A 17675-nucleotide genomic window follows, 5' to 3' on the forward strand; every position below is an offset into this window, starting at 1 on the left:
CATCCAGTAGTAGTTCGAGTAGTAGCATGAGCAGTGCGAATCCATCCCAGTCGTTGATCAATTTTTCGATGTTGAGTTGGCGTATCGGTCAATTGTCGCCCGCGAACGCTTCCATAACCACATCTAGCACTTCGTCATTGCCACAAGCGCCACTGGCTGTTACCGCCCCTCAAGACCCCTTTGTTGCACCAGCCATCAGCTTGCAGGGTGGGCTTTCCAATTCGTCTATCATTACGACAACAGATACTCCGTCGACCATTCAAACTACACCTATGGGTCGTTGGTCCTTCGCTCCCTATTTCCTCCGCTTCAACTCCCTGGCGCCTGATCATGGGATCAGTACTACGGTGAACACGCCGAATGTACAGGAAAGCAGCAGCGTGGGGTTATTTGATGTCAACAAATACGATACCAGCGTACAGCCTTTAGCCATGTCGGTTCCCGAACCGGGCACTCTTGTGTTGTGTGGCAGCATGGCACTAGCTGCAGGTTACTTCTGGTTACGCCGGAAGCCGACCTCGCCTGCTGGATGTTCAGAGCAGGAGCCAACGAAGGATAATGCGGAGTTGTGTTTGTCGAAGTAGTTGTAACACACTACCCCTGGCCGAAAGTCAGGGGTTTTTCGTTTTCAGTATTCCAATATGTTGTTCTGCTTCTGACGGTATCACCGAACTCGGTGAACATTGGCCGCTGACTCAGGTTCCTCCGTTGCGAGGCGATATGGTACGCAGACCGCCTACCACCACGATGCTTAGCAGAAAAATCCAGAACACCCACGGAGAGCGGGATTGTTCGGTTGCTTCATTAGGTGCGTTCATATGCATACTATTCCTGCTGGCATCATCGTGTCGGCAATTCTATCATATCCCAAGCCCACGTGTTGAACGAGAAATCTCATGCGACGAGTCGCCCTCTGCCTGATGGCACACCCTGATGATTGTGAATTTCTGGCAGCAGGAACGCTAGCCTTGCTGGCAGAACGGGGCTGGGAAATTCACATTGCCAGCAGCACTCCGGGCGATGGGGGCAGCGCGACGCTGAATCCAATTGAGATTACACGCATCCGTAGGGAAGAAAATGTGCGGTCTGCAGCGATGATCGGGGCACAATATCATTGTTTGGAGTTGCGGGATATTCATGTGACTTTTGATGCAGATTCCATCAGGCGGGCGGTAAGTCTGGTCCGGGCGATTGCACCCACCCTGATGTTCACCCATGCCCAACAGGATTACATGCTCGACCATGAAGTAACTGCACAGTTGGCCCGGGCAGCTAGTAATGGCTGCATCGTACCTAACTGTGGCAACGGCCCAATACTCTCAGGCTCGACCATTCCTCATCTTTATTATGCAGACCCGGTGGGCATCGTGGATCACGATGGCAAACTGGCTCAATGCAGTGTAGGCATCAATATCACATCAGTGTATGCGAAGAAGATGGATATGATCTGTGCTCATGCTTCGCAGCGAGATTGGCTTAAGGCCCATTACGGCGTGGATGAATATACGCGCATGTTAGATGAATGGTCAAACCGTCGAGGCAAGGCAATTGGTGTTGAACGTGCTGAAGGTTTTCGCCAGCACAGGGGATATGGTTATCCTACGAATTGTTTGTTGAAGGAAGTGCTCGGAGAATTTACAAAGAGCGAATAACGATAAGCAAACGTGGAGCTAACATGAATTTTCTATCTACAGTTGCCGATTCTTATGCCGGAACGTTTTATCCATCTGGTTGGGACTATCCAAAAATTGACAGATTAACTGCGATGTCACTGGAACAGATGCAGAAACGTCAGCCTTACTGGCATCGTGATTTCCAGTGGGATATATGTCGTGATAGTTCTGGCGGTGTGGAAGCCATGAATGCGAAAATGGGTTATGAGATTTTTTGTCAGATACAGGAAACAGCTCAGGCGAAGCGGGAGCTTGCACTAATTCTGCCTGTCGGTCCAATGGGCATGTATGACTGGGTGGTTTACTTTTGCCAGAAGCACAACATTTCCTGCAGGCACGTGCATGGCTTCAATATGGATGAGTGGTCCGATGAACTGGGGAACAGCGCGCCGAGCAATGCACCGGGCAGTTTTCAGGGTGCAATGGAAGCGGCCTTCTATGGGCCATTAGGAAAACTGACGTTTCCGAAATCGCAGCGGTTCTTTGCGACACGGAAACTGTTGCCCACTTATCCAGACCGTATCAGCAGGCTTCGTAAAGATGGAGCAAAACTGGTGGTGGTCTATGGCATAGGCCGTGCCTGCCACATTGCTTTCTGGGAGCCTCACTTTGCCACTGAGTTTACAAGTGTGGAAGCATGGCGGAAAGAACCCTATCGACTGGGTGCCCAGTTGCATCCGCTGACGATTGAACAAAACTCATTGCACAGCTTTGCGAGTAGGCTTACCCTGATTCCACTCCGAGCCAATACCATTGGCCCGGGGCTGTTCACACAAGCTGATTACGGAATTGGCGGAGCTGATGGCTGCCAAGGCAACTTCAACTGGCAAGGCCAATCGGTACGCATGACGCTGCACTATGGTCCTGATCCTTGGGTACCGAGTTCATGGATGCCCACCATGCCTGGCCGGTTGTTTGTGATACAGTCGGTCGCAGGTCCATTGACGGCGGAAGCGCATTGATTGAACTTTTTATCAGAGCAAACCATATCATCTTGACATCACGATTTCGGACACGTGTAATTCAAAGTTGCAAGAAGCCCTCTCACCTTTTCAGCGATCAAGTCACGTACCTTCCGGAATTCATCATCAGACAGATGCTTGGGATCAGGAATGCCCCAATCCTCGCGAAGTTTCGCCTTCACCCAGGGACATGAATCGCCACAACCCATAGTTATTACCGCATCAAACTCAACCTCTGGTAAATGGTTTAATGGTTTAGAATGATGTGTGGACAAGTCATATCCCAATTCCTTCATGAATTCAATGGCCCGTGGGTTGACCTGGCCTGAAGGCTTTGAGCCAGAGCTATATGCTTCAAAGTGATCCTTCCCATACATGCGAGCGAAGGCTTCAGCCATCTGACTACGATTGCTGTTCTCGATGCAGACAAACAGAATTCGTTTCATATTCGCTCCAGATGGCTGTTCGCCTTGCAACGATTTACTTGACCGCGTAAACCTGCACGCTGGCAGCATAGTCGTTCACGTTATATCGTTGCAGCAACTCTGCGAGGCTACTGTGTACTTCGCTGGTTGATCCGCAACACCCTTCATCAATTATCGCAAGCGGATTATTGGGGCTGGTAGAAGGGGAACAGCACGCCGACTGACCTTCAACCTGCGAGTAGGCATTTAAATCCTTCCCGGTATCAACAACCTCAACTGCCTTGAATCCTGCAGCGTTCAATCCCTGGCGATACTCATCGAAGGAAATAGCTCCGGCTATGCAGCCGACATAGGCGAGCAGATCTTTTCCGATCTCTGCAGGTAGTGCATTCTTCAACGCAATATCAGAAACGGCCAGCCGACCGCCAGGCTTCAGAACTCGATGGATTTCACGGAATACATCCTGTTTGTCAGGGGCCAGGTTGATAACGCAATTACTGATGACACAATCCACGCTGTTATCGGGCAGTGGAATTCGATCAATCGTGGACTGATAAAACTCAACATTGGTGAAGCCTTGCCTGGCAGCGTTGGTTCTCGCACGATCAAGCATCTCTGGAGTCATATCGATACCGATAGCTTTCCCCGTGGGTCCAACTTTGTTGGCGGCTAGAAAAACATCAAGTCCGCCTCCGGAACCAAGGTCAACTACCACCTCGCCTGGCTTGAGATGTGCTGTTGCAGTCGGGTTGCCACACGAGAGTCCCATATTGGCTTCTGCCGGTATGCTGGCGAGTTCTTCAGCAGAATAGCCGAAAGCCTTGGCAACCGCATGAACACCGGCATGTTCACTGGAAAGAGAACTGCTGGCTACGGAACCGTATTTTTCCTTGATGGCTTTTTCGATGGTCGTACTCATGACAACGCCTGCTTTCGTAATGGAGATGGTGAAGAATTTTGCGATACATCGGACATCAGGCAGAGCGCCAGGTCGAGTAGCGGAGCAACGCATGCATTCATCACCCGATACAAAATGTGGTTCCCGACACGACGTGATGTGACCATCCGGGTGTCGTGCAGTTTCTGTAGCTGATTGGAAACCGCCTGTGGTTTCATGCCCAGCGTTCTGGCAATATCGGAAACTGATGCTTCACCAGACCTTATGAGATGATGCAACAGCCGGATGCGTGTATCATTGGCCAGCACTTTGAAGAGTGCCATGATTTTTACAGCATCCAGGAAGCTCAAAAGGGGTTTGGTCTGGAGTGCAGCAATAATTGGACAGCACTCAGTAGAGTTACTGAAACAGCGATCAGTTTTGGATTTCGAAGCCATAGGACAACCTTCAATCTACTATTACATGATATAGTGTAATAGTTTCATGTCAAGGTGCTCCCTTGAATTCGTATGGATGCAGAAAGCGAGCATTTTGTGGCCCAGCAGGTGTATAATGCGGCATGCTGCGATTTTTTCTTGCACTTGCTGGTTATCTCTGGGCGTTACCTTTAACACTGCTCGGCCTGTTCTTGGGGATTTTGACACTACTGACTGGTGGGCGTGTGCAAATCGTTCGTGGTGTGATCGAATTCTGGGGCGGGGTGATGAAATGGTTCCTGAAACACCATCTGCTGGCAAAGGGCGCTGCAGCGATGACGCTCGGCCATGTCATCTTCGGCCAGGCTAGAGACGATCTTGATTTTGCCCGCGAGCACGAACATGTACATGTCAGGCAATTCAGTCGCTGGGGCATCTTCATGGCACCGGCTTACCTGGGATGCAGTCTGTATCTCTGGCTGGTAGGCAAGAATCCCTATCTTGATAATCCATTCGAGAAGGAAGCGTATCGGGTCAGTGGAAGTTAGATGACAGATGTAGATTGAGCTATCACAGCTCATTCCTTCATATCGCAAGTCTCCTTTCAGTATCATCCGTAAGATGATGGTGTCTCGCCACTATATTGCGAAGATATGGAAATCATAATTATCCTTACCTTGATTGTGCTCAACGGCGTTCTGTCGATGACGGAACTGGCCATGGTGTCAGCACGGAAATCGAGACTGCGAAAAGATGCTGATGAAGGGCATCGGTCAGCTCAACTGGCACTGCAACTCGCGGAGAAGCCAGGCAGTTTTCTGGCAACAGTGCAGGTCGGTATTACCCTGATAGGCATCATAGCAGGCGTGTTTGGAGGAGCAACCTTGGCTGGCTCGCTGGCAACAGTGTTGTCCAAAGTAAGCTGGCTTGCTCCTTATGCTCAGACGATCAGCCTCGTCCTCGTTATTCTGCTCATTACCTACCTGTCTCTGGTGATTGGGGAACTGTTGCCCAAACGATTGGCGCTCAGTTACCCGGAAGCCATTGCCCGCGGAAGTGCACGTTTTCTGCAGATTTTCTCAACATTATGCAGGCCCATTGTCTGGTTCCTCGATCGCTCGACTGATGCCCTGGTCTTTCTATTTGGCATTAAAGAACGCCATGAGCCGGATGTCTCGCAGGAAGACATTGCTTCCATGGTAGTAGAAGGTACGAGAACAGGTGCTATCGATCCGGAAGAGAAGGAGATTATCGAACGACTCTTTCAGATGGGTGACAGAACCCTGTCTTCCATCATGACGCCTCGCAACGAGATCATTCACTTGAAAAAGGGAATGACCACACCCGATGCCTGGGAACTCGTGATGTCGGAGCCGCACCAGCATTTCCCGGTGTTCGAAGAATTCAAGGATGAGCCGGTAGGTATCATCTCTGCCAAGGAACTCGCCGCATATCAATTGGAAGGTCTGGGTGGTAACTGGGAATCGATTATTCAGCCGCCTTTGATTGTTCCTGTTTCTGCCTCGCCCTTCAGAACGCTTGATCAGTTCAAGCAACACAAAGTGGCGATGGCACTAGTTGTGGATGAGTTCGGCAGCTTTGTCGGTATCGTAACCCTGCATGACATTATCGAAGCATTGGTAGGTGATATCGACGATGTGGATGAAGAGCCTGCAGGTGTCACACAAAGAGAGGATGGCAGCTATCTAGTTGATGCATCATTAGCTGTAGAAGATGCATTCAGACACATTGGCTTGGATGCTGAAATTGAGGAAGAGAAAGGGCAGTATCATTCTGTGGGTGGTTTCGTTTTCAAGCGTCTTGGACACATGCCAAGACTGGGAGAGCACTTCGACTGGAGAGCTTGGCGGTTTGAAGTGATCGACCTCGATCGCACGAGGTTGGATAAGATTTTGGTGAGTAAACTTTCAGGCAATCCTGTCGATTCTCCACAGAATGAATGATAACTGAATCGTTAGCAGTGAGATGTATCATGCATTCAGCCTTCGCTATCACACTGGAACAAGCACTCAAACTGGGGCCACCTCCTGCAGGAAACCTGGCGGTGCCGGTGTTCGAACACGGCACTCTCAATGCCGAGTTATATTCTCCCAGAGGGCATGATCCGCAACAACCTCATACCCGTGATGAAATCTACGTGGTTGCTCGAGGGAAGGGATTGTTCTTTAATGGCGGTGAGCGCGTTCTGGTGCAGCCAGGCTCATTTCTTTTTGTTGCAGCAGGGCAGGAACATCGCTTTGAACAGTTCAGCGACGACTTTGCAGTCTGGGTATTTTTCTATGGGCCCGAAGGCGGCGAACAGAGCGCTACTCTGGAAGCAGGACAAACTTGCCGGTAAAGCCAACACAGGGTTGTGATCGTTCGTAAATCTCGCTCTGCATTTCAATACGGCCTCGGCCCATATTGTCGTACATCTGTAAGAGACGATCAAGGGCGGCTTCACTCGGGTAATAGCATTGAGCGATGAAGTCGCGAGTGACAGGACGCACAAACGAAATATTGCTTTCCTGCACCATGATGCAGGCGGAACGGTCTCGCTGTTTGAGCATCAGCCAGAGCATTCCCCAACAGGCCAGGGTAGCGGCTGAACTCAGGCTGCCTCCAAAGGCGGTGGCGGCATGGTTGATATTGGGTTCCAGGGGCGCGCTCAACAGCAGCCCTTTACCATTGCATTCCATCACCTTCAGACCCATGCAACGGGTCAGCGGGATGTTCTCATGCAAAATGGATTGAAGCTCGGCAAGCAGGGTATCGCTGATAGTCTGCACCATATCGGTCATTAATCGAATGTTCTGGATGATAAACTTTACTGATTTTAGTTTCTTTAATGTCATCAAGGCGAGAGCATTTGACAGGAGAAAACAAAAGAACCGCGCCTGCCAGATGTTATAAACGGACAACAGGCGGAAAGTTGCATTTAGCTTCCTGAATGATTAATTCCTGCTCGTTAATTCACTCAGCTTCTGCCTTAAATAAGTCGCCCGCTCAACGTTATGTTCTTCGTTAGTCAGATCTTTACCAGTCAGCTTGATGAGGTGTGAAGGCTGGGTTTGCAGGAAGAGCATATTTAGATGAGGAATCGTCAAATCCTCAACCATTTCAAGCGTGATGCCCAATCGGACGGTGGAAAGCAGGTCCATCATTTCATCGGCGGACATCATGGTGGCAGCTTTCAAGGTGCCATAAGCACGGGAAACCTTGTCCTGTACCAGAGGCTGGTACTGCTGCATCAGTGCTTTGCGTGCTTCTCGTTCGTAGGTGATGATCTGAGGAATCACTTCGCGGATTTCTTTCAGAATGGTGCCTTCATCCTTGCCCAAAGTGACCTGGTTGCTGATCTGATAGAAATCGCCTGAGGCGCGAGTGCCTTCGCCATAGAGTCCACGAACTGCGAGGTTAATCTTTTGCAATGCCCGGAAGACTTTCTCCAGTTGCTTGGTGAACTGCAGAGCAGGCAGGTGCAGCATCACGCTGGCCCGCATGCCCGTGCCGACATTGGTGGGACAGGCAGTCAGATACCCAAACTCTTCACTGAATGCATAGGAAATGCGTTCTTCCACTTTGTCGTCGAGTTGATCGATATCCTGCCAAGCTTCATCGAGTTGAAAACCGCTGCGTAATACTTGCAGACGCAGATGATCTTCTTCATTGACCATGACTGAACGCGTTTCGTGTGCTTCAAAAGCAACTCCACGTGGCCCTTCAGTTCCTGCCAGTTCCCGGCTCAGGAGCTGTCTTTCGCGAAGAAATTCTCGGTCCACCGGAGAAAGTGTATGTACGGTCAGGTACTTGAACTCAAATCCCCAGTCTTTGGAGGAAAACCGGTCGCGAATAAGTGATTCAAGTTCGCCACGCTGCATTGCCGAGGCACGGTTGGTGAAAGGAAAGTTGACAATGTTACGGGCCAGACGGATGCGTGATGAAACGACGACATCCGATTCGGGACCTGTACCACGCAGCCATTCACCTGAGGTGCGAGCCAGTTCTTCAAAATCAAAAGTCATCCGTGGTGTTCCTTATGTCGAATCAGGTCGCGTAGCTCGGCGGCCCGCTCATAGGCTTCCAATTTGACTGCTTCGCTCAATTGCAGGCGAAGTTCCTGCAACTCAACGGGTGATATTTGTGATCGTTGCCTGGGGCGCTTTCCAGTGTGCACCGTTTTGCGATGAATCCGTTCAAGTAAAGGCAACAGGCCTGGGCGAAAGGCCTCATAATCATGTGCACAACCCAGTCTACCTTGAGAACGGAATTCAGTGTAGTGCATTCCGCAGGAAGGACAGATTAATTGACCAGGTTTATCAATACCTTCTGTGCCATACTTGGTGATGATTTTTTGGACAATGGCGGAAATCTGCAGTTCCTTGCCTACCAGCAGGTTTTCCTTTTCCGCACAACTGATGCATAAATGAATTTCAACTGGCTCCTGACCTGCCACGGGATGACCGAGATGAACCGATGCAGGCTCACCACATTTTTCACAAGGCTTCATGGGTTCCATCCGAATACGATATCGTTTCGAGCATCCCTGCATAGGTAGCGATCATGAATCAACAACAGGAGTTCTCGTATTTTCCACCCACTTTTCCATAGAGGAAAATGCATGAACTATCATTCTGGTGTTTACTTACGCTCTTTCAATAGGCTTGTTGGGAAGCCGGTTGCATGCGAGTTCATCATCGAAACTCCTCTGTTTCCAAATTTCTAATCTGGTCGCGGATCTGAGCAGCCTGCTCATAATCTTCCCTGCCAATGGCACCTTGCAACTGTTTTCGTAGAGCACTGAGTTGTGTGCTAGCTGCGCTCTGGGGGTATTTACGCCGGGGTGATTTACCCAAGTGCCTGATTTCTCCATGTATGTTTTCCAGCAGAGGAAGAAGTTCCTTCTTGAAGACTTCGTAATCGTGCGGACAACCAAGCCTGCCCGTAGAACGAAAATCTTTGAAGGTGATGCCACACTGAGTACATTCGAGCCGGTTGAGTGCTTCGAATTCATCAGTGTCTGCAACTTTTTCCACTGGCTTGGGTTCAGGCAGCTTTTCACCTGATACCAACGCTGGTTCGTACAGATGCTTCTGTGCACATTCTTCGCAGAAATGCAACTCTTCAATCATTTTCGGACCGACAATTTCTGTCAGATGCAGGGTCGCAGGTTTGGGGCACCGTTGGCAGCGCACGCTGAATGATCCTCCATAATGACAAATCAATTCTAACCGGCGGAGGGATTAGTAGCAATGGCGAGGTTGTGGAGAAAGAACATTCGGTTGGCCGTGCTGGATGATCCCGGAAAATGTATCAATAAAAAGAGCGAACGACTTTTCATCTAACTGTTCAGACCATGTGCATTTCATGATGAACCAATTAATCTGCATCCTGATGTTCATGGCTAACACAACACATGATACTGTGGTTGGTTTCAAATCCTACTGGCTGAGTGACCCGGCTCGGACGTATCGCACTGCTTTTGATGACGGCAAAACCTATGGCCACCAAAAAAGTGCCAGGCCAGTTTTGGTCAATCTGTGGTATCCGGCCAAGCCAGGCGGTACAGCGATGACGCATCGTCAATACCTGGAAATCACTCCAGACGATGCTTTGCTGAAACCACTCGCAAAAGCCTTGGTGGAATACAATCGCAATGTAATCTGCCAGGAATTATTGGGGGTTGAGATAAAGCAAGCCAGTGAAGCTCAAAAGCAATCCTTGGACAAGGTATTGCAACGACAGACAGGTTGCTTTCGGCATGCACCACTTGCTACAGGAAAATTTCCACTGTTGATCTATCACAGCGGGGCAGGGTCGTCGTTCGAAGATAATGCAAAGCACTGCGAAGAACTGGCCAGGCATGGTTATGTGGTGATGGGCAGCGCCTTTCAACATGCGGATGGTTCGTCGTTTAATGTCGATCCGGAAAATGCAGGGCGCGATTTTGAGTTTTTGCTTCGCCATGCCGCCAGTCTGGACATGGTTGATATGAAGCACGTCGGGTTGATAGGCCACAGTGCTGGTGCCCATGCATCCTTGATCTATGCGGCACATGCTGGCGTGGCGGTTGACGCAATTGTCTCCCTGGACACGACACAGGACTATGTCACACTGGCAGATCCTCGTTGGCATCTGCTGGTTGATGAACTGACCAAAGGTCAAAAGCAACTCAAGACGCCGGTTCTGTTTGCTGCTGGTCCAACGGCGCTGTTTGAATTAGCTGATACTCTCGATCAGAGTGAGCGTGTCTATTTCACTATCCCGGGACTTGATCATAACGATTACATTTCGCAGGGCGTTTGGGCTGCAACTATTGTCAGTGAACAGGATACAGGAAATGCCAGCAAACGCGAGAAAGCCGCTGAGGTTCGAAAACAGAATCGAGAACTGCAGCGCGTCGTGGAACTATACTTGGCTGCCAAATTGAAAGGCGATGAAGGGGCATGGAAGCAGTTGCAGGCATTGCAACAGAATTTGCCTGGCAAACAACCCTATGTGGAACTGATGCCTGCAGGCAGCAAAACAGGCTGGGCTGCAATAACTACACTGACTCCGCGAAAGCTATTACTGGTTTTGAAAGAGCAGGGTGTAGCAAAAGCCGTTGAACACTTGAAACAGGCAGACAAAAAGGAAGTCATGCTGAACAATCCTTACATGGCATTCAATCTGCTTTACTATCTCTCCTTTCATCAGCAGCCTGAAGCAACGAAACAACTCTTCGAAGCGTTTCTGGCACGAGGTGTCGATTGCAGATCAACATTGGTGGCACAGGCAGAGATGTTTGCGAGCATGAAAAGACATCCGAGTTTCCTTGAAAACTGCGTTTGTTTGGGGCAGATGATTGGTGGCAAAGATAAGAAAGTCGCTGAAATGGTGCGAAAGCTATCCAGCAAAAATAAATAGTTATCGGGTAAATAATTGGTATAGCTTCGAGAAACGGTGATTATACTGCACAGATACCCGGTGCCTTTTGAGGTATCGATTGTGCCTGCCGTCCCGTGTAAGAAGTGTGGTCAACCATTTGAACCCCTTTCATCAGAAGGGCTATGTTCCGGTTGTTGTGCAAAGCACTCTAACCGCACACTTAACGCTACCCTTGCTTATCAGGGAATATCAGACACCACGGTGCATGATACCCCATCGTTTTCGCAGGGAGTGGTTGGCGATTACGAACTGATCTCTCAGATTGCCCAAGGCGGTATGGGGATCGTTTACAAAGCCAGGCAGATCAGCCTTAATCGCGAAGTAGCTTTGAAGATGGTGCCTGCCAGCAATTATGCCAATGAAGTTGCGATAGATAGATTCCGTGTCGAAGCAGAGGCGGTGGCTGCTCTCGATCATTCGAACATCATACCCATTTATGAAGTTGGTGAATTCCAGGGCCAGCCTTTCTACAGCATGAAGCTGGTAGGCAAAGGCAACCTGGCTGATCGGCTGAAGTCTCATGATCCTCGAGAGGGTGTGGAATCGTTAATCCAGATACTGGAAAAAGTGTGCAGAGCCGTTCAGCATGCACACGAACGGGGAGTGATTCATCGTGATTTGAAGCCATCGAACATCCTGTTGGAAAAACCGGATCAGCCGATGCTGGCGGACTTCGGGCTGGCAAAACGTTCCGGGCAGGATGCTACCTTGACAGGGATGATTCTCGGCACACCGCGTTACATGGCGCCAGAGCAGGCAGCCGGCCAAGCGAAATCAGCCACCACACGCACCGATGTCTACAGCCTGGGTGTGATTCTTTACGAGATACTGACAGGTCGCCCGCCTTACCTGGGCGATGATCCAATAGCGGTTGCCATGCAGGTTGTGGAAGCCAAGCCTGAACCACCCAGTCAGCTGCAACCTGGTACTGACCGCGGGCTGGAAGCAATCTGCCTGAAGTGTCTGGCGAAAGACCCGGATGATCGTTACACCAGTGCCGCTGTCCTTGCGGATGACCTTGCGCATTGGCTGGCTGGCGAACCGATTTCAGTGCGTCCACCGAATACCAGCCGACAGGTACTGGAGTGGTTACGAAAGCACAGCAGCGGTGCGATTCGGCTGATCACCATAGGAATGATTTCCGGGTTAATCATGTCGATCGCCATGATGATCGTCTTTATTCCGCAGGTAATGACCAGTAGTGAGCAATCATTGGAAAAATTTCCCTCCGTTGCGAAACCCTTGTTCTTACGTTGGCTGGATTGGAAATCGCTACGAGAAATCCCGGAATACGTCGTATGGTTGATGCCCATTATTGCCTTGTTTTCCTGGATAATGCAAGGACCTCTGATTATGCTGCTGCTCCGTCCTCGTGCTAGCAATGGTGCATTGGCATTGGGCCTGGGATGTGGCACAATTTCTGGTATTACTGCCTGCTTTAGTGGTGTGGCACAGACGATAGTTCTTGCAAACGCTATTGTTCCACAGATCGAAAATATGCGTTGTATTTCATTGATGGGGTTTGACAATTCGGAAATCCGGGCCAATGCTCGGAAAGAACTGTTGGAACGATTACCCGATTTGCAGAAGATTCCAGACATGGAACAGAGTGGAGCTTTTTTGGGATATCTGGTTTCCATGCAGGTGCTGGGTATTTTTGAAGGTGTAATGCTGGCGCTGCTTTTTGTATTCGTACTTGGCATGACATCGGTGGTATGTCAAACGCTGGTTGCCTACTACCTGAGCAGGAGAGAGAAATCCTCTTGGTACGCGCTCATGTATTATGTTGAATTCGTCACGGCATTTTTGTTTTTGATTGCCTATCCCATCCATTTCGAGACCAACCTGTTGAACAATATAAGTTGGTTGTGGTGTATTCTGGCTTGTGCAGTGGCTATTGTGGGTGCCATCCACCGATGGGGATTGATCTTGCGGCTGGGTCTTTATGTTCTCTGTTTACTGGGACTCATACTTTTCCCAGTTGGAGAAGCAGTTAACACAAAACCCGCATGGACTGTATATCTACTGTTCATGCTGTATTTCGCATGGCAGGTGATTCGCTCCTGGAGGCAGTTTCGGAAAACTGAAAAGAGTACTTTCAATGACAAGGCACTTACCCTCGCTTGAAGTAAATGCTGAAATGAGTGCCGAAGACAGGAGTTGAACCTGCACCTGGTTTCCCAGACTAGAACCTGAATCTAGCGCGTCTGCCAATTCCGCCACTTCGGCTCGGATTGCTGATTTATTCAAGCGGATAAGAATGTCAACTGCTCCGCGATGAGTTCTTATTTAGCAGGAGCTTTTGGTGCCGCAGGGGCCGCATCAATTGGAGTAATCAACTGCATTCCGGACTCGCTGGAAAGGCGTTTCATGCCCAGGAAACGGATATCATTCATGATCCATTTGTTGCTGTTGATGTCATCTGTGGTGCAGATTACCGAGAAATCCACCCCTCGTGAATTTTCAACTACTGTTGTACAGTCAAAATTCAAAGTCCACCGTTTTCCATCCAGTTTGTCAGAACGTAAGCGCATGGGTTTCTGCAGACTCAAAAAAACAGGGCCTGTCTTATCTTGTGGACGGATATATCCCAGAACAGTCGAAAAATCACCGCGGTTATTTGTCGACAGCATCGGTTCATAAATTTCTTTTTCATCGTTTGCAATGGCGAACACAAATCGTTCTAATATCAGTTGCGCTCGATTGGATGCTGTCATCAGTTGTTCGCCATAGGAAGTATGCTGGAATTGTGTTGCATTGTTATCGATGCTCATAAACCAGTCACGTCGTACTCCTGCATCCGTCAGATAGTCTTCAGAAACTGCTGAAATTACACAACTACCATTGCCAATAGGTGAATTCAACAGATATCGAAACTTGTAACTGGTCGAGTTGTTCAGCGTTTTTGTTTCAAGAAGCATGTCGTAAGTCAAGGATGCCTGGTCGCGATATCGCATCAGGATTCCACAGATCGGATCAATCAGAAAGTTGTCAAATTGGCTTACATGCTTGGATGTTGGAAACTGTCTACGCAATCTTCCGTAATCTTCTGGATTGTAAGTGATCTCTCGTTTGCGAGGCGACATCATCAGTAGGAACGCAGCACCTGGTTCATTATGTTGCATTTTGTAAATCCATTGATCAACCGCAGACTTGGCTTCATTCTCCGTGATGTACTTAGTTACCGTCACCATGGTAATCCAGCCCAGGCCGCATCCCACGCTGATCACGATTGCCAGCATTGCAACGGCTTCGCCTGCAAGGTTGCCCTCCGATTGCCTGATCTGTCTGAGTGCCATGATGCTGATAATTGCAGCGGGCAAACAGACCAGAATCAGCAGCCACCAGAGACTGCTCATGGCGAAAATCAACATCGATGGTATTGCCAGGATAAGCCCGGCTACTGCCATGCGGCTGATCGGGCGATATTCAGTATCGGTTTGAACGGGAAGAGGCGTAATGATCGGCGAAGCCATAGCTATTCTCAATTGCAGCGAAACAACCAACTAACGATTGATATTGTGCAAACCTAGAGGGTTATACGCCAGTGGTGCCAGGGTAGTTCAGCTGTAAATCACTGCTAAGTTGCATGGAAATTACGAATTAAGATCTTGCTTTTGTTGTCGATCTTTCGGCCAGTTGCTGATTCATGATCGAAGAAGTATGTGGGACTCGCTGATATTAATGAAAGCTAGTCATCAGCTTTGAAGTAGGTATGTACCCTAGGGGTAAATGTTCTACTCACTGAATTTTACCCCAACAATATGCTACAGTACCTATAGCTGGGCAGGGTAGCCTTCTTGTTTCATGGATGAGATAGATAACTAGTCCTGATCTGTACATCGCCCGAGGTACCATGAAGCAAGCATATTTTGCCTCGCTGGATCGCTCGTCTGTTATGGTCAATGGTTCGACCTCCAGGCATGACAGCACGACGCATTCCATTTCACATGAATTCCGACCTTGTGCCGCCTCCAGTGGTGTGACGAATGAACAGCTATCCGCCTTGACGCCGCTGGTGCGCTACCAACCTCCCAGCCATGCCAATGGCAGTGCTCCAGTAAGTCTGGCCCTGCTGCATACGCCTGGAGTTGGTCGCGTACTGAGTCATGGTACCCTGGCACCTGCAGTTGATGGACTTCCCAGCCATAGTTTTACGCATGTTCTACTCGATGTACCTCCCACTCTTGATGCTCATCAGGCCATTCAGACATGGGGTAGTGACCAGTGGCAGAAGTCGGCCGCGGATGGTCTCGGTGAACTCAGCGATGCTCTCATTCCACCTGTATCGGTGGAACTCGATGATGCCAGTCTGACCAGTTTCCTCGGTGATGAAAAACATCGGGAATGTTTTCAGTTTATGCTCGCGGCGATTCTCAGCACTTCACATGAAAGCCATATCTTTGTGGCGGCACCTTCAAAACTGGTGGCCTTGTGTGTTTATGGTCTGACGAGGACATTGCCTGCCAGCATGCTCGAAACACTCACGTTCTCTACGTATGAACATGCACCACTGGAATCGCCCGCCCGCATTGTGGGAACGGTGCCTGATACGGAAGACCACGAACTGCCACCCACCTGTTACGATGGTGCAGGTGTAGGCATCAACTATTACACGGGAACCAAGACCAGTCTCGATCAGAATATCCCCTTCGTCGATTTTGCCATGCAGGTTCTTTCATCAGGCAACTTCGGTCCGCTCGATGATTTCCGCGCCACATGGCAACGGCTGGGTCTGCGTGACAATTCACTGATTGATGTCGTCTATCGGCTTGGCCGCGGGCCAGATGCTATCACCAAGGATGAAGCCATCAAGGCTTTGCAGGACAGTGCCCTCGCCTCCTGGGTATGTACGCGAACAGAATATCAACAGTTATTTCTCAACTGGGCGCTCGAGGATGTGGAATTTGCAACAGGCACCTTCCCCCGCGTTGTCAATGCCCTCAGGCAGAAGCCAGATCATCTCAACCAGATCGCCAAAACCATTCATGAAGCTGGATTAAAGGCACTACAAGAAGGCGACATTACTAGAACCCGCTGTGCGCTGGAAGTGATGTTGCCGGTCGCATCACCAGCGAGTGGACAGGGTATCTGGAATGAATTGCTGAACCGGAAGCTTGACCCTGAATCATTGACCTGGGACATGCGCTCGTACCTCATTCCCAAGTTCACCCGCTTGCGTCCGCTAAGCAATGGACAATCGCTCGATACGGAGATGAGCCGCTGGCTGAAGATACCAGCAGAAAAGCTGCGGATGCTGCTCGGCATGAGCCTGTCGCAGGGTTATCAGGTGGCAACCTGCATGGAACTGCTCAAGAGTACCGAGAATCTTGGTGCAGTAGCCCAGGCACTGTCGGCTAACAGGCCGTTGGCAATGGTTGTATTGCAGCAGTTGATTACGACACCTGAAGGCAAAACCGTTGCACCAGAGTTGTTTGCACAGATACTGAAAGAAGAGCCACAGCCGGGCTGGCTGCATGAGTTGTTCAATCTCGATCCACCAGTTCCTGCCAGCATTCTCAACCGCTGCATTGGCGCAGCACTCGATGTAGGTCCTTCGACACTTGATCCTGTACCCTTTGTCAAGGAACATGGTGCCGCCATTCTGGAAAGGCTCGATGGCCAGAGCAATCTGGATCGACTGGCTGGGCATCTGCTCAACGGCCAGGCGGGCGACTTGCTGGAAAACCCAGCTATTTATTCCTTCTTCCTTGGACTGGAAAGCCGATCCGGCATCAGCGGTCCGGTAGAAGAGCGTTTGAAGGCGATGCTCCTGGTAAATCGGTACTTCGAAATGCCTACGGTACGGCCCGATCAACTCAACATGATTTCGCTTGCCATGCAATTAGAGCCTAAATTGTTTGGCCCTGCAACCAACGCCCGGTTGTTACAAGCAGCTTTGTCGAGCATGGGAACTATTACTTTCCAAGATGAACTGGTCGCGTTGCTTTTGAGTTGGGGGCCGTTGTTTAATGGCCCATCGGCACTCTATCGAGAGTGTTTGAAGCAATGTCAGGAAAGTAAATATTTCTGGAAGCAGCCGGACCAGATACAGGCATTTCTGGCTGTAGCACTGGATGGAACCACCTCGGAAGCGTTGAATGCACAGACGGAAGGTCTGGAAGCCGAGGCCTACTCACTCGTCGAAAACATGGTACGGCGTGGAGGCCGTAAGGCGTGGGATGATATGAATGCCCGTCTGGCTGACTGGCCCCGAGCTGCCCGAAGGCAATGGCAGTTTCTCAGCCAGGCAGTATTGCCTGCCAATGGTCGGGGAGTCTCTCGCGATATAATTGCAGGTCTGGTTGGTGGAGGGGTCGTGGCTGTGATTGCAATCGTACTGAAAGTACTGGGGGTAATTTGATCGAGAATTA

General features: G+C 49.9%; 17 protein-coding genes and 1 tRNA gene. 9 read left to right on the forward strand and 9 right to left on the reverse strand.

Annotated elements, in window-relative coordinates:
* The first annotated feature begins 26 nt into the window (after positions 1–26).
* From JNJ77_05315 to JNJ77_05325, 3 genes are all read left to right on the forward strand, one after another.
* A complete protein-coding gene (locus tag JNJ77_05315; protein ID MBL8821988.1) occupies positions 27–584 on the forward strand; it encodes a PEP-CTERM sorting domain-containing protein in 558 nt (185 codons plus the stop codon).
* A gap of 312 nt (positions 585–896) precedes the next feature.
* Positions 897–1652, forward strand: a complete 756-nt coding sequence (locus tag JNJ77_05320; GenBank protein MBL8821989.1) for a PIG-L family deacetylase — start codon at positions 897–899, stop codon at positions 1650–1652.
* A 23-nt stretch (positions 1653–1675) separates the two neighbouring features.
* Positions 1676–2635: a glucosamine-6-phosphate isomerase gene (locus JNJ77_05325; protein ID MBL8821990.1), complete on the forward strand. Its 960-nt coding sequence runs from the start codon at positions 1676–1678 to the stop codon at positions 2633–2635.
* A gap of 38 nt (positions 2636–2673) precedes the next feature.
* Here the strand turns inward: JNJ77_05325 and JNJ77_05330 are convergent, their stop codons facing one another.
* From JNJ77_05330 to JNJ77_05340, 3 genes are read right to left on the reverse strand one after another with little or no spacing between them, the layout of a single operon-like run.
* Entirely contained in the window at positions 2674–3081 is a 408-nt protein-coding gene (locus tag JNJ77_05330; GenBank protein MBL8821991.1) for an arsenate reductase ArsC, read from the reverse strand.
* A gap of 34 nt (positions 3082–3115) precedes the next feature.
* A complete protein-coding gene (arsM, locus tag JNJ77_05335; protein ID MBL8821992.1) occupies positions 3116–3979 on the reverse strand; it encodes an arsenite methyltransferase in 864 nt (287 codons plus the stop codon).
* Positions 3976–4395, reverse strand: a complete 420-nt coding sequence (locus tag JNJ77_05340; protein MBL8821993.1) for a helix-turn-helix transcriptional regulator — start codon at positions 4393–4395, stop codon at positions 3976–3978. Before JNJ77_05340 ends, arsM begins: the two co-directional genes overlap by 4 nt.
* A gap of 122 nt (positions 4396–4517) precedes the next feature.
* Here JNJ77_05340 and JNJ77_05345 point away from each other — a divergent pair, with 122 nt between their 5' ends.
* The 3 genes from JNJ77_05345 to JNJ77_05355 all read left to right on the forward strand — a co-directional run bounded on the left by JNJ77_05345 (position 4518) and on the right by JNJ77_05355 (position 6733).
* Entirely contained in the window at positions 4518–4922 is a 405-nt protein-coding gene (locus JNJ77_05345; protein ID MBL8821994.1) for a hypothetical protein, read from the forward strand.
* Between the two features lie 105 nt (positions 4923–5027).
* Positions 5028–6338, forward strand: a complete 1311-nt coding sequence (locus tag JNJ77_05350) for an HlyC/CorC family transporter (protein ID MBL8821995.1) — start codon at positions 5028–5030, stop codon at positions 6336–6338.
* Between the two features lie 29 nt (positions 6339–6367).
* A complete protein-coding gene (locus JNJ77_05355; protein MBL8821996.1) occupies positions 6368–6733 on the forward strand; it encodes a cupin domain-containing protein in 366 nt (121 codons plus the stop codon).
* Here the strand turns inward: JNJ77_05355 and JNJ77_05360 are convergent.
* From JNJ77_05360 to JNJ77_05375, 4 genes are all read right to left on the reverse strand, one after another.
* A complete protein-coding gene (locus JNJ77_05360) occupies positions 6702–7175 on the reverse strand; it encodes a thioesterase domain-containing protein (GenBank protein ID MBL8821997.1) in 474 nt (157 codons plus the stop codon). The genes JNJ77_05355 and JNJ77_05360 overlap by 32 nt on opposite strands.
* Positions 7176–7328: 153 nt before the next feature.
* Complete coding sequence (locus tag JNJ77_05365) at positions 7329–8399, reverse strand: protein arginine kinase (GenBank protein ID MBL8821998.1); 1071 nt, start codon at positions 8397–8399, stop codon at positions 7329–7331.
* Complete coding sequence (locus tag JNJ77_05370; GenBank protein MBL8821999.1) at positions 8396–8884, reverse strand: UvrB/UvrC motif-containing protein; 489 nt, start codon at positions 8882–8884, stop codon at positions 8396–8398. The genes JNJ77_05365 and JNJ77_05370 overlap by 4 nt, the downstream gene beginning before the upstream one ends.
* 184 nt (positions 8885–9068) lie before the next feature.
* Complete coding sequence (locus tag JNJ77_05375; GenBank protein MBL8822000.1) at positions 9069–9569, reverse strand: UvrB/UvrC motif-containing protein; 501 nt, start codon at positions 9567–9569, stop codon at positions 9069–9071.
* A gap of 172 nt (positions 9570–9741) precedes the next feature.
* On the opposite strand from JNJ77_05375, the gene JNJ77_05380 reads away from it, so the two are divergent.
* Together JNJ77_05380 and JNJ77_05385 are read left to right on the forward strand one after the other, a co-directional pair.
* A complete protein-coding gene (locus JNJ77_05380) occupies positions 9742–11280 on the forward strand; it encodes a hypothetical protein (GenBank protein MBL8822001.1) in 1539 nt (512 codons plus the stop codon).
* Between the two features lie 222 nt (positions 11281–11502).
* The gene (locus JNJ77_05385; GenBank protein ID MBL8822002.1) at positions 11503–13428 is read left to right on the forward strand and encodes a serine/threonine protein kinase; all 1926 of its coding nucleotides are present in this window, start codon (positions 11503–11505) and stop codon (positions 13426–13428) included.
* An 18-nt stretch (positions 13429–13446) separates the two neighbouring features.
* On the opposite strand, the gene JNJ77_05390 is transcribed toward JNJ77_05385, so the two are convergent.
* Together JNJ77_05390 and JNJ77_05395 are read right to left on the reverse strand one after the other, a co-directional pair.
* A tRNA-Leu gene (locus JNJ77_05390) sits at positions 13447–13530 on the reverse strand.
* A gap of 56 nt (positions 13531–13586) precedes the next feature.
* Positions 13587–14777: a DUF4190 domain-containing protein gene (locus tag JNJ77_05395; protein ID MBL8822003.1), complete on the reverse strand. Its 1191-nt coding sequence runs from the start codon at positions 14775–14777 to the stop codon at positions 13587–13589.
* A gap of 380 nt (positions 14778–15157) precedes the next feature.
* Between JNJ77_05395 and JNJ77_05400 the strand changes: the two genes are divergently transcribed.
* Entirely contained in the window at positions 15158–17665 is a 2508-nt protein-coding gene (locus tag JNJ77_05400) for a hypothetical protein (GenBank protein MBL8822004.1), read from the forward strand.
* The last annotated feature ends 10 nt before the right edge of the window (positions 17666–17675 follow it).

The sequence above is a fragment of the Planctomycetia bacterium genome, from assembly GCA_016795155.1.
Classification (GTDB): domain Bacteria; phylum Planctomycetota; class Planctomycetia; order Gemmatales; family HRBIN36; genus JAEUIE01.